Origin of the sequence: Pseudomonas sp. B7, assembly GCF_016735645.1 — a bacterium.
Taxonomy (GTDB): Bacteria; Pseudomonadota; Gammaproteobacteria; order Pseudomonadales; family Pseudomonadaceae; genus Aquipseudomonas; species Aquipseudomonas glycinae.
Genome location: NZ_JAERRE010000001.1, coordinates 811,374 through 823,622 on the forward strand (window position 1 = coordinate 811,374; position 12,249 = coordinate 823,622).

11 protein-coding genes are annotated in these 12,249 nt (G+C 61.7%); 3 read left to right on the forward strand and 8 right to left on the reverse strand.

Annotation, left to right across the window (positions count from 1 at the left end; translation table 11 throughout):
• Positions 1-5: 5 nt before the first annotated feature.
• Positions 6-1,385, forward strand: coding sequence for an exodeoxyribonuclease VII large subunit (gene xseA / locus JKA62_RS03790; protein WP_201816413.1), 1,380 nt, complete (start codon positions 6-8; stop codon positions 1,383-1,385).
• Positions 1,386-1,388: 3 nt separating this feature from the next.
• A complete protein-coding gene (locus tag JKA62_RS03795; protein WP_201816415.1) occupies positions 1,389-2,210 on the forward strand; it encodes a peptidoglycan DD-metalloendopeptidase family protein in 822 nt (273 codons plus the stop codon).
• On the opposite strand, the gene JKA62_RS03800 is transcribed toward JKA62_RS03795, so the two are convergent.
• Positions 2,188-2,388 carry a hypothetical protein gene (locus JKA62_RS03800; RefSeq protein ID WP_201816550.1) on the reverse strand — a complete coding sequence of 67 codons (201 nt, stop codon included), beginning with the start codon at positions 2,386-2,388 and terminating at the stop codon, positions 2,188-2,190. The genes JKA62_RS03795 and JKA62_RS03800 overlap by 23 nt on opposite strands.
• 165 nt (positions 2,389-2,553) lie before the next feature.
• Here JKA62_RS03800 and leuA point away from each other — a divergent pair, with 165 nt between their 5' ends.
• A complete protein-coding gene (leuA, locus tag JKA62_RS03805) occupies positions 2,554-4,233 on the forward strand; it encodes a 2-isopropylmalate synthase (protein WP_108563179.1) in 1,680 nt (559 codons plus the stop codon).
• Between the two features lie 110 nt (positions 4,234-4,343).
• On the opposite strand, the gene JKA62_RS03810 is transcribed toward leuA, so the two are convergent.
• From JKA62_RS03810 to ispG, 7 genes are all read right to left on the reverse strand, one after another.
• Positions 4,344-5,135 carry an amidohydrolase gene (locus JKA62_RS03810; RefSeq protein WP_041475425.1) on the reverse strand — a complete coding sequence of 264 codons (792 nt, stop codon included), beginning with the start codon at positions 5,133-5,135 and terminating at the stop codon, positions 4,344-4,346.
• On the reverse strand, positions 5,123-6,271 hold the full coding sequence (locus JKA62_RS03815; protein WP_011335805.1) for a pyridoxal phosphate-dependent aminotransferase: 1,149 nt from the start codon (positions 6,269-6,271) through the stop codon (positions 5,123-5,125). Before JKA62_RS03815 ends, JKA62_RS03810 begins: the two co-directional genes overlap by 13 nt.
• A gap of 119 nt (positions 6,272-6,390) precedes the next feature.
• A complete protein-coding gene (der, locus tag JKA62_RS03820; RefSeq protein WP_007956675.1) occupies positions 6,391-7,863 on the reverse strand; it encodes a ribosome biogenesis GTPase Der in 1,473 nt (490 codons plus the stop codon).
• A gap of 136 nt (positions 7,864-7,999) precedes the next feature.
• A complete protein-coding gene (gene bamB, locus JKA62_RS03825; protein ID WP_041475426.1) occupies positions 8,000-9,151 on the reverse strand; it encodes an outer membrane protein assembly factor BamB in 1,152 nt (383 codons plus the stop codon).
• Positions 9,144-9,785: a tetratricopeptide repeat protein gene (locus tag JKA62_RS03830; protein WP_011335807.1), complete on the reverse strand. Its 642-nt coding sequence runs from the start codon at positions 9,783-9,785 to the stop codon at positions 9,144-9,146. The genes bamB and JKA62_RS03830 overlap by 8 nt, the downstream gene beginning before the upstream one ends.
• Positions 9,786-9,826: 41 nt before the next feature.
• A complete protein-coding gene (gene hisS / locus JKA62_RS03835) occupies positions 9,827-11,116 on the reverse strand; it encodes a histidine--tRNA ligase (RefSeq protein WP_011335808.1) in 1,290 nt (429 codons plus the stop codon).
• A gap of 22 nt (positions 11,117-11,138) precedes the next feature.
• On the reverse strand, positions 11,139-12,248 hold the full coding sequence (gene ispG, locus JKA62_RS03840; RefSeq protein WP_007956680.1) for a flavodoxin-dependent (E)-4-hydroxy-3-methylbut-2-enyl-diphosphate synthase: 1,110 nt from the start codon (positions 12,246-12,248) through the stop codon (positions 11,139-11,141).
• Position 12,249 lies beyond the last annotated feature (1 nt).

Sequence of the window (12,249 nt, forward strand, 5' to 3'; positions counted from 1 at the left end):
GCCCCATGATTAAAGATCCCTTTGCAAGACTCGGCCTCGACCGCGAAGTCCTGACCGTCAGCCAGCTCAACGGCCGCGCGCGGGTGTTGCTCGAAGACGTGTTCAGCAACATCTGGGTCGAAGGCGAAATCTCCAACCTCGCCCGCCCGGCGTCCGGCCACGTGTATTTCACGCTCAAGGACAGCGGCGCGCAGGTGCGTTGCGCACTGTTCCGGCAGAATGCGGCGCGGGTGCGTCAGGCGCTGAAGGACGGCCTGGCGGTCAAAGTGCGCGGCAAGGTCTCGCTGTTCGAAGGGCGTGGCGACTATCAGCTGATCCTCGACACCGTGGAGCCGGCTGGTGACGGTGCCCTGCGTCTGGCCTTCGATGCCTTGAAGGAGAAGCTCAGCGCCGAAGGCCTGTTCAGTGCCGAGCGCAAAGTGCCGCTGCCGGCCCATCCGCAGCGCATCGGCATCATCAGTTCGCCGACCGGCGCGGTGATTCGCGACATTATCAGCGTGTTCCGCCGCCGCGCGCCGCAAGTACAACTGACGCTGATACCCACCGCCGTTCAGGGCCGCGAAGCCACCGCGCAGATCGTCCGCGCCCTGAAACTGGCGGATACCCGTGGCTTCGACGCGCTGATCCTGGCCCGTGGCGGCGGCTCGCTGGAAGACCTGTGGTGCTTCAATGAAGAGGCGGTGGCCCGGGCGGTGGATGCCTGCGTTACGCCGATCGTCAGTGCAGTCGGGCATGAAACCGATGTGTCGATCAGCGACTTTGTGGCTGACGTGCGCGCGCCTACACCGTCCGCTGCTGCTGAACTGCTTGCCCCGGATTCCAGCCACCTGATCCGACAGGTCGAAAGCCTGCATCGCCGGCTGGTGATGCGCATGCGTGATCGCCTGATGCGCGATCGATTGCGCCTCGAAGGCATGACCCGCCGCTTGCGCCATCCCGGCGAACGTCTGCGCCAGCAGGCACAGCGTCTGGATGACCTGGACATGCGCATGCGCCGCGCCTTCGAGCGCCAGCTCAATACCCGTCGCGAACGCTTGATCCGCCTGGAAACCCGCCTCGCCGGGCAACACCCGGGGCGCCAACTGGCCCTGTTGCGCCAGCGCCTCGACAGTCTTGCCGAGCGCCTGCCACGCGCCATGAACGAAGGCCTGAAACGCCGTCGCCTGCAGTTGCAAAGCCAGATGCAGACCCTGCACGTGGTCAGCCCGCTGGCGACTCTTGGTCGCGGCTACAGCATTCTGCTGGATGAACGCGGCAACGCGATCCGCAACGCCGCGCAAACTCACACCGGTCAGCGCCTCAAGGCCAGACTGGGCGAAGGCGAACTGCAAGTGCGCGTCGAGGACAATCACCTGACGCCCGTCACTCTCTCTTTACTGGACTGATCCATGCCGCGTTTTTTCGCTCCGCTGCTGTTGCTGTGCCTGACCTTCAACGCCCACGCCGACAGTTACATCACCCGCCTGCTGAACAAACCGGTGCCGGGCGGCGTGGCTGTCGTCGATCTGGGGACAGCTGCGCAAGCGCCGAAAGCCACGTATCAGGGCAAACCGGTGCTGGTGGTCAAGGAACAGAACAACTGGCTGGCGATTGTCGGCCTTGCGTTGACCGTCAAACCCGGCATTCAGCAGATCAGCAGTGGCGGCCGCAACCTCAATTTCAGTGTCGGCAACAAGAAATACCCGGAACAGCACATCACCCTGAAGAACACCCAGCAGGTCAATCCGAACCCGGCCAACCTCAAGCGTATCGAGGGCGAGCTGGCCGAACAGATCAAGGCCTACCGCAGTTTCAGCCCGAACACCCCGAGCAACCTGCTGCTGGACAAACCGGTCAACGGGCCGCTGTCGAGCAAGTTCGGCGTGCGCCGTTTCTTCAACGGTGAAGAGCGTAATCCGCACGCAGGTCTGGACTTCGCGGTGCCGGCCGGCACGCCGATCAAGACTCCGGCAGCGGGCAAGGTGATCCTGATCGGTAACTACTTCTTCAATGGCAACACCGTGTTCGTCGACCACGGCCAGGGCTTCATCAGCATGTTCTGTCATATGTCGAAAATCGATGTGCAGAACGGCCAGCAACTGGCGCGCGGCGCGGTGGTTGGCAAGGTGGGCGCCACTGGTCGCGCGACCGGGCCGCACATGCACTGGAACGTCAGCCTGAACGATGCGCGGGTCGATCCGGCGATTTTCATTGGGGCTTTCCAGCCTTGATTTCAGGCTGAAGCCCTTCCAGCAGGGATTGCGCACGACGATTGGTCCGCGCAATCCCCGCAAACAAATACAGCCATATCAAGAATAAAATCTCGGAAAAAACCGCTTTCCGGGTATTCCTCTCAATTTTTTTCGACTGCTTGCCATCCTCATCCCCCGCGGTTAGGGTTGAAGGCATGAAAACCTCTCACACCCTCATTCAGCTTCGCCAGCACCGCAGCCTGTGCCTCGTCAGCGCACGACTGCCGGGCTGAATCGCTGCACCTCGTCCCACGCTTTTCCAGGAACGTTCGTTCCACCGGCAGGCCGCCTCTTTTCGGCCCAGACAATAAGGAATTTCCCGATGAGCATGCTCAAAGACCCGTCTTCGAAATACCGCGCGTTTCCAGTGATCAACCTGCCGGATCGCACGTGGCCGTCGAAAACCATCGATGCCGCGCCAATCTGGTGCAGCTCCGACCTGCGTGACGGCAACCAGTCGTTGATCGAGCCAATGGACGCGGTGAAAAAGCTGCGCTTCTGGAAAACCCTGGTGCAGGTGGGCGTGAAGGAAATCGAAGCGTCGTTCCCGGCCGCTTCGCAAACCGACTTCGACTTCGTGCGTACCCTGATCGAGGACGGCCACATCCCGGACGACACCACCATTCAGGTGCTGACCCAGGGCCGTGAAGACCTGATCGAGCGCACCTTCGAATCCCTGCGCGGGGCGAAGAAAGCCATCGTTCATCTGTACAACGCCACCTCCCCTTCTTTCCGTCGCATCGTTTTCAACCAGGACAAGGACGGGATCAAGGCCATCGCCGTGAACGCCGCCAAGCTGTTCGTCAAATACGCGGCCATGCAGCCGGACACCGAGTGGACCTTCGAGTACTCGCCGGAAACCTTCAGCGCCACCGAACTGGAATTCGCCAAGGAAGTCTGTGACGCGGTGATCGAGGTCTGGAACCCGACGCCTGAGCACAAGATCATCCTCAACCTGCCGGCCACCGTTGAATGTGCGACCCCGAACGTCTACGCCGACCAGATCGAGTGGTTCCACCGCAACATCAACCGCCGTGACAGCGTGATCATCAGCCTGCACACCCACAACGACCGCGGCACTGGCGTGGCCGCCACCGAGCTGGGCCTGATGGCCGGCGCCGATCGCGTCGAAGGCTGCCTGTTCGGCAACGGCGAGCGTACCGGTAACGTCGACCTCGTGACTGTGGCACTGAACATGTACACCCAGGGCATCAATCCTGAGCTGGACTTTTCCGACATCGACGGCGTGCGCAAAGTCGTCGAAGAGTGCAACCAGATCCAGGTTCACCCGCGTCACCCGTACGTCGGCGACCTGGTGCACACAGCGTTCTCCGGCTCCCACCAGGACGCGATCCGCAAGGGCTTCGCCCAGCAGAAACCGGACACCCTGTGGGAAGTGCCGTACCTGCCGATCGACCCGGCCGACATCGGCCGCAGCTACGAGGCGGTGATCCGCGTCAACAGCCAGTCGGGCAAGGGCGGCATCGCCTACCTGCTGGAGCAGGAATACGGCATCAGCCTGCCACGTCGCATGCAGATCGAATTCAGCCAGGTCGTGCAGCGTGAAACCGATCGCCTGGGCCTGGAGATGACCGCGCAGCAAATCCACGCGCTGCTGCACAGCGAATATCTGCAAGCCAACACCCCGTACGCGCTGGTCAGCCATCGCCTGCAGGAAGAAAACGGTAACAGCGCCGTCGAAGTGGAAGTGGCGAGCAAGGGTCAGGGCGAAACCAACCTGCACTGGCGCGGCAAGGGCAACGGCGCGCTGGAAGCGCTGGTGGCCGGTCTGCCGATTCCGGTGGAAATCATGGACTACAACGAACACGCCATCGGCGCGGGCACTAACGCCAAGGCGGCAGCCTACATCGAGCTGCGTGTGAACGGCGAACGTGCGGTGCACGGCGTGGGCATCGATGAAAACATCACCACCGCCAGCTTCAAGGCACTGTTCAGCGCGCTGAACCGCTCGCTGAGCCAACCGGAAGCGAAAGCGGCGTAACTGACCGCTGCAATGCAAAAGGCCCCGGGGTTTGCACCCCGGGGCCTTTTTATTGCTTCTTCTGATCGTTCCCACGCAGAGCATGGGAACGATCAGGCGCCTCGTGACTATCAGGTGAACTCGAAGGTGTCCGCATCCAGATTCGCCGGGAACCGCTCGCGGTAAGCCGCCAGTGAAGCCGCTTCCAGAACCACCTTGAACACCCCGTCAGCCTCTCCCGCCGCCAGCAACGTCTCGCCCTGAAAATCCAGCACCTGACTGTCGCCGGTATAGGCAAAGCCCTTGCCATCGGTGCCAACCCGGTTGACCGCCGCCACATAGCACAGGTTTTCGATGGCCCGGGCCGGCAGCAAGCGGTTCCAGTGCTGACGCCGCGCGCCCGGCCAGTTGGCCGTGTACAGCAACAGATCGGTGTCCTGAGCGTCGCGGCTCCACACCGGGAAGCGCAAGTCGTAGCAAATCAGCGGACGCACCCGCCAGCCCTTGAGCTCGAACTGCACCTGACGCTCGCCGGGGGTGTAGTGATTGTGCTCGCCGGCCATGCGGAACAGGTGACGTTTATCGTAATGCAGCACTTCGCCGTCCGGCCGCGCCCACAGCAAGCGGTTGCGATGACTGCCGTCGGCGGCCTGGATGATCACGCTGCCGGTGACGACCGCGTTCAGTTTCGCCGCCTGGATCCGCAGCCATTTGCTGGTCGGGCCGTTTTCGGATTCGGCCAGGGTTTCGGACGCCATGGAGAATCCGGTGGTGAACATTTCCGGCAAGATGATCAGATCCGCACCGCGCGCCTGCTCCAGCAAGGCGTCGAAATGCTCGAGGTTGGCCTGACGGTCATGCCAGGCCAGGCTGGTCTGGATCAGCGCCAGATTGAGATCGGGCAACGCACTCAAATCACGCATAGTTTGGCCGCCGCTTCCCGCAGCGTCTCCTCACGTTTGGCAAAGCACAGGCGCACCAAGCGCTGGCCTTCGGGTGGATGCTGGTAGAACACCGACACCGGAATACTTGCCACGCCGTGCTCGCGGGTCATCCACATCGCCATCTCGACATCGTTCAGGTCAGGGCGAATCTGCGAGTAATCGACCAGTTGGAAATAAGTGCCGGTGACCCGGGTGAAGCTGAATCGCGACGGCGCGAGCAAATCACAGAACAGATCGCGCTTGGCCTGATAGAAGCCTGGCAGCTCTTCAACGTGTTCCGGATGCTCGGCCATGTAATCGGCCAGGGCATACTGCAACGGTGTCACACCGCAGAAACTGACGTACTGGTGCACCTTGCGCAGCTCCGCCGTCAGGGCCGGCGGCGCCACGACGTAACCGGTTTTCCAGCCTGTGACGTGATAGGTCTTGCCGAACGAGCTGACCACGAATGCGCGCTGATACAACTCTTCATGGGCCAGCACGCTGACGTGCGGCACACCGTCGAACACCAGGTGTTCGTAGACTTCGTCGCTGATCACATAGATGTCGCGATCACGGATCAACGCCGCCAACTGATCCAGTTCGGCGCGACTGATCAAAGCACCGCTCGGGTTATGCGGGGTGTTGAGGATGATCATCCGCGTGCGCGGGCTCAGGGCTGCGCTGAGTCTGTCGAAGTCGATGGAGAAATCTTTCAGGCCCAGCTGCACATGCACGCAGCGCCCGCCGGCCAGTTCCACCGCCGGCTCGTAGCTGTCGTAGGCCGGGTCGAACACGATGACTTCGTCGCCAGTGCGGATAACCGCCTGGATAGCGCAGAAGATCGCCTGGGTTGCGCCCGGGGTCACGGTCACTTCAGTGTCGGCATCGACGTTGGCGCCATAACTGCGGGCGATTTTCGCAGCGATCTGCTGGCGCAGCGCCGGCAGGCCGGTCATGGGCGAATACTGGTTATGGCCGCTGGCGATGTGTCGACCGACTGCATCGCGCAGTGCCTGCGGGCCGTCGAAATCGGGAAAACCCTGGGAAAGGTTGATCGCTCCGGTCTGCGCCGCGAGCTGAGACATCTGCGTGAAAATAGTGATGCCGACATTCGGCAGCTTGCTGGTGATCATCGGGGTTCCCTGCTCTGCCCCGGCTCTGACGACGGCGCGGGAGAGCCCGAGGATAGCCCATCCGGCGCCCATAAAAAAAGGGCGCCAAACGGCGCCCCTTCTCTTTGTTCGCAACGACCTTACTTCTTGTCGCGGCGCTTCTTGCTGGCTTTCTTGTTGTGCGACATCAAGCGACGCTTCTTGTTGACCTGGCGGTCGGTCAGCGTGTTCTTGTTGCCTTCGTACGGGTTCTCGCCACCCTTGAACTCGATACGGATCGGCGTACCGACCAGTTTGAGCACACGGCGATAAGTGTTCTCCAGATAGCGCACGTACGACTTCGGCACTTTCTCGATCTGGTTGCCGTGGATCACGATGATCGGCGGGTTCGCACCACCCAGATGAGCGTAACGCAGCTTGATCCGGCGGCTGTTGACCATCGGCGGCTGGTGCTCGCTGACCGCGTCTTCGAGAATCTGCGTCAGGCGGCTGGTCGGCCAGCGGGTGACCGCGGACTTGAACGAGTTCTGCACCGAGGCGTAGAGGTTGCCCACGCCAGTACCGTGCAGTGCCGAGATGAAGTGGATATCGGCGAAGTCAACGAAGAACAACCGACGCTGTAGCTCGACCTTCACGAAGTCGCGCTCGCTCGGGGTCATGCCGTCCCATTTGTTGATCGCGATCACCAGCGCACGACCTGCTTCAAGGGCGAAGCCCAGCAGGTTGAGGTCGTGATCGACCACGCCTTCGCGGGCGTCCATCACGAAGATCACCACGTTGGCGTCTTTGATCGCCTGCAGGGTTTTGACCACGGAGAATTTTTCGACTTCTTCGTGGATCTTGCCGCGCTTGCGCACACCGGCGGTGTCGATCAGCGTGTACTTCTCGTCGTTACGCTCGAACGGGATGTAGATACTGTCGCGGGTGGTGCCGGGCTGGTCGTAGACGATTACCCGGTCTTCACCAAGCATGCGGTTAACCAGGGTCGACTTGCCGACGTTCGGACGGCCGATGATGGCAATCTTGATCCCGTCTTTTTCGCTCGGCCCAGGAATGCGCTTGGCTTCCTCGCCTTCGGCGACCACTTCTTCCTCTTCACCTTCGGCCGGCTCGTCATCATCGCGCGGGAAGTCGCTCAGGGCGGCTTCCAGCAATTGCGTGATGCCGCGACCGTGGGCGCCGGCGATCGGGATCGCGTGGCCCATGCCCAGCGGGGCGAATTCGGCGCGGGCCATTTCCGGGTCGATGTTGTCGACCTTGTTGGCCACCACGTGGGAGCGCTTGTTACGTTTGCGCAAGTGTTCGGCGATCATCTGGTCGGCGGCGGTGAAACCGGCCTTGGCATCTACCAGGAACAGAACGACATCCGCTTCTTCGATGGCCAGCAGCGACTGCTCGGCCATTTTTTCGTCCATACCATGCTCGTCACCGGAGATACCGCCGGTGTCGATCAGAATGTAGGAACGCCCTTGCCACTTGGCCTCACCGTACTGGCGATCACGGGTCAGACCGGACAAGTCGCCGACGATGGCGTCGCGAGTCCTGGTCAGGCGGTTGAACAAGGTGGACTTGCCGACGTTCGGTCGGCCCACCAGGGCGATTACGGGAACCATGCGGCTCTCCACTTCGTTATTTCAGAAAATACAAAAGCCGCTGCGAGGCAGCGGCTGGTGCTCGGGGCAACACCCGTGGGTGCTGCAAACCCTGCAGAAGCAAGGCCGCCTGGGGAATTAACCCCAAGCATAGTTGTTACTTGATGGTCAGGGCTTCCAGTTTGCCGCTGTTGCCATACACATAAATCGTGTCACCCACCACCAGCGGACGGGCACGCAGGCCGTCGCTGTCGATGCGCTCGCGGCCGACGAAGCGACCGTCCACCTGACTCAGCAGGTGCAGGTAACCTTCCAGGTCACCGACTGCAACGTAGCTGGAGAACACTTCCGGCGCCGACAGTTGACGACGGGCCAGCGAGTCGTTACTCCACAGTGCTGTGGTGGAACGCTCGTCGACGCCTTCAACGGTACCCGACGACAGGCTTACGTAGACGTTGCCGAAACCCTGGGCAACACCGGCGTAGCTCGACGCGTCGCGCTGCCAGAGTTGACGGCCGCTTTCCAGGTCCAGTGCCGCAACGCGACCCTGATAGCTAGCGACGTACAGGGTACCGCCGGACAGCAGCAGACCGCCGTCGATGTCGACCACGCGCTCCAGTTCCGAACGACCTTGTGGAATCGCGATCCGCTGTTCCCAGACCGGCACGCCGTTGGAAATGTCGAGAGCGACCACTTTACCGGTCGACAGGCCAGCCACCGCGAGGCGGTTGGTGACGATCGGTGCGCTGGTGCCGCGCAGGGTCAGTACGGCCGGCGTGCTGTCATACACCCAGCGCTGGTTGCCGGTGGACGCGTCCAGACCGATCAGACGATCGTCCTGGGTCTGTACCACCACCACGTCACCGTTGCTGGCCGGTGGCGCGAGGACTTCGCTGTTGACGCGCGAGCGCCACTTCTCTTCGCCGTTGATGGCGTCGAGGGCAACGACTTCACCGCGCAGGGTGCCGACCATGACCAGACCGTAACCCACGCCAACGGCGCCGGACACAGGCAGTTCGAGGTCTTTCTTCCATTTCACGTCACCGTTGCCGCGATCCAGGCCCATCACGATACCGGTCACGTCGGCCGCGTAGATGGTGTCACCGTCGATCGCCGGCACCAGCATGTTGTACGTTTCGCCCTGACCGTCACCGATCGAGCGGCTCCACTGCTTGTGCAGGACCACTTCTTCCTTGAAGTCGGTCAGCTCGGCCGGTGGCAGTTCTTTTTTGCTGTTGCTGCTGCAACCCGCGGCCAGAATGGCCAGAGCCAGCAATGCTGCATGCTTCCAACGGATCACGTCACGCATCCCCTTTGGCCAGGTCGTCCAGCTTGATTTGAAGGCCACCGACCGCCGCTTCATCCGACAGTGCTGCCTTGGCTTTTTGATACGCCGCGTTCGCTTCGTCGGTACGGCCCAGCTGTACCAGCAGGTCGCCCTTGAGTTCTTCGCGAGTGGCCAGGAACGACTTGTCGGCATCGCCTTCGAGCAGTTTCAGGGCTTCGTCGGCCTTGTTCTGTGCGCCCAGTACCTGCGCCAGACGCTGACGGGCGATTTCGCCCAGCGCCGGGTTGGCCGGTTTGGCAACGATGGCCTTGAGTTCGGTCGCCGCGTCGTCCAGCTTGCCGCTGTCGACCGCTACCTTGGCCACGAACAGGCTGCCGTACTGCGCGTAGGCAGAACCGCCGAATTCGCTGTTGAGCTTGCCGGCCAGATCCGCAACGCGCGCGGCGTCAGGCTTGCCGTCCGGGGTCAGCGTGGTTTCCAGCAATTGCTGATAGAGCACCGAGGCGCCTTGCGACTGGTTGCTCTGATACTTGTGATAAGCCTGCCAGCCGAACACGATGACCAGCGCCAACAGGCCGCCGGTGACCAGAGGTTTGCCGTTGCGTGTCCACCAGTCCTTCAAATCCGCCAACTGTTCGTCTTCGGTACTCGACACCCCAATACTCCTTAATCGCTAAATCGGCTGTTTGGACAGCTTCAACCCTGCACGACGCAGGTGGCCAGGTGTGCAGCGAGCGCATCCCAGGCAATGCTTTGTTGTTCGCCCTGGCCACGCAGGGGTTTGAAACCTACCACTTGCTGGGCCATTTCGTCGTCACCGAGGATCAGTGCGTACAGCGCACCGCTCTTGTCGGCTTTCTTGAACTGGCTCTTGAAGCTGCCGGCGCCGGCATTGACTTGCAGGCGCAGGTTGGGCAGTTGGTCGCGTACACGCTCGGCCAGGGCCAGACCGGCCAGCTCTGCTTCTTCGCCGAAGGCGCAGAGATAGACGTCGACCTGACGGGAGATTTCTTCCGGGATCTGCTCCAGGGTTTCCAGTAGCAGTACCAGACGCTCAATGCCCATGGCGAAACCGACGCCCGGGGTCGGCTTGCCGCCCATCTGCTCGACCAGACCGTCATAGCGCCCACCCGCGCAAACGGTGCCCTGGGCGCCGAGCTTGTCGGTGACCCATTCGAATACGGTTTTGCTGTAGTAATCCAGACCACGCACCAGCTTCGGGTTCAGCACGTAAGGAATACCGACGGCATCCAGACGGGCCTTCAGGCCTTTGAAGTGGGCACGGGATTCGTCATCCAGGTAGTCGGCCATTTTCGGCGCATCGACCAACACCGCTTGAGTGTCGGCGTTCTTGGTGTCGAGCACGCGCAGCGGGTTGGTTTTCAGGCGACGCTGGCTGTCTTCGTCCAGTTTGTCGTGGTGCGCCGAGAGGTACTCGACCAGCGCTTCACGATAACGGCCGCGGGATTCGCTGGTGCCGAGGCTGTTGAGTTCAAGCTTGACCGCATCGCGGATGCCCAGCTCGCCCCACAGGCGCCAGGTCATGATGATCAGTTCGGCGTCGATGTCCGGACCGTCGAGGTTGAACACCTCCAAACCGATCTGGTGGAACTGGCGATAACGGCCTTTCTGTGGACGCTCGTGACGGAACATCGGGCCGATGTACCAGAGTTTCTGTACCTGGCCACCGCCGGTGATGCCGTGTTCGAGCACCGCACGTACGCACGCGGCCGTGCCTTCCGGACGCAGGGTCAGCGAGTCGCCGTTGCGGTCTTCGAAGGTGTACATCTCTTTTTCGACGATGTCGGTCACTTCACCGATCGAGCGTTTGAACAGCTCGGTGAACTCGACGATTGGCATGCGGATCTGCTTGTAACCGTAATTATCCAGCAGACGCGAAACGGTGCCTTCGAAATAACGCCATACCGGCGTCTGTTCCGGCAGGATGTCGTTCATGCCACGAATGGCTTGCAGAGACTTGCTCACAGAAATTCCTTAATTCGTTCGATCAGCCGCGCGCGATAACCGCTGCGTCAGCTTCGACCTTCTCGGCCGCTTTCTCGCGGATCAGCTTTTCCAGCTCGTCCACCAGATTGTCATTCGTCAGTTTCTGCGACGGCTTGCCGTCGATGTAAATCAGGTTTGGCGTGCCGCCGGTCAAGCCGATATGGGCTTCCTTGGCTTCGCCGGGGCCGTTGACCACGCAACCGATCACCGCGACATCCAGCGGCACCAGCAGGTCTTCAAGGCGCCCTTCCAGCTCGTTCATGGTCTTGACCACATCGAAGTTCTGCCGCGAGCAGCTCGGGCAGGCGATGAAGTTGATGCCACGGGAACGCAGATGCAAAGACTTGAGAATGTCGTAACCGACCTTCACTTCCTCGACCGGGTCGGCCGCCAGCGAGATGCGGATAGTATCGCCAATCCCCTCGGCGAGCAGCATACCTAGGCCCACGGCGGATTTCACTGTACCAGAGCGCAATCCACCGGCCTCGGTGATGCCCAGGTGCAGTGGCTGAACGATTTCCTTGGCCAGCAGACGGTAGGCTTCAACGGCCATGAACACGTCGGAAGCCTTCACGCTGACCTTGAAGTCCTGGAAATTCAGGCGTTCGAGATGCTCGACGTGACGCAGGGCGGACTCGACCAGCGCGGCCGGCGTCGGCTCGCCGTATTTCTTTTGCAGGTCTTTTTCCAGCGAGCCGGCGTTGACGCCGATGCGGATCGGGATCCCGCGGTCACGGGCGGCATCGACCACCGCACGCACGCGGTCTTCGCGACCGATGTTGCCCGGGTTGATGCGCAGGCAGTCCACACCCAGTTCGGCCACGCGCAGAGCGATCTTATAGTCGAAATGGATGTCGGCAACCAACGGCACCTTGACCAGTTGCTTGATCTTGCCGAACGCCTCGGCGGCGTCCATGTCCGGCACCGAAACGCGGACGATGTCGACGCCGGCGGCTTCCAGACGGTTGATCTGCGCGACGGTGGCAGCGACGTCATTGGTGTCGCTGTTGGTCATGCTCTGCACAGCGATAGGGGCATCGCCGCCCACGGGCACGTTACCGACCCAGATCTTGCGCGATTCGCGACGTTTGATTGGAGATTCGCCGTGCATG

Coding starts and splice junctions, on each gene's coding strand:
- xseA (WP_201816413.1), top strand. CDS start 6: ATGATTAAAGATCCCTTTGCAAGACTCGGCCTCGACCGCGAAGTCCTG.
- JKA62_RS03795 (WP_201816415.1), top strand. CDS start 1,389: ATGCCGCGTTTTTTCGCTCCGCTGCTGTTGCTGTGCCTGACCTTCAAC.
- JKA62_RS03800 (WP_201816550.1), bottom strand. CDS start 2,388: ATGCCTTCAACCCTAACCGCGGGGGATGAGGATGGCAAGCAGTCGAAA.
- leuA (WP_108563179.1), top strand. CDS start 2,554: ATGAGCATGCTCAAAGACCCGTCTTCGAAATACCGCGCGTTTCCAGTG.
- JKA62_RS03810 (WP_041475425.1), bottom strand. CDS start 5,135: ATGCGTGATTTGAGTGCGTTGCCCGATCTCAATCTGGCGCTGATCCAG.
- JKA62_RS03815 (WP_011335805.1), bottom strand. CDS start 6,271: ATGATCACCAGCAAGCTGCCGAATGTCGGCATCACTATTTTCACGCAG.
- der (WP_007956675.1), bottom strand. CDS start 7,863: ATGGTTCCCGTAATCGCCCTGGTGGGCCGACCGAACGTCGGCAAGTCC.
- bamB (WP_041475426.1), bottom strand. CDS start 9,151: ATGCGTGACGTGATCCGTTGGAAGCATGCAGCATTGCTGGCTCTGGCC.
- ispG (WP_007956680.1), bottom strand. CDS start 12,248: ATGCACGGCGAATCTCCAATCAAACGTCGCGAATCGCGCAAGATCTGG.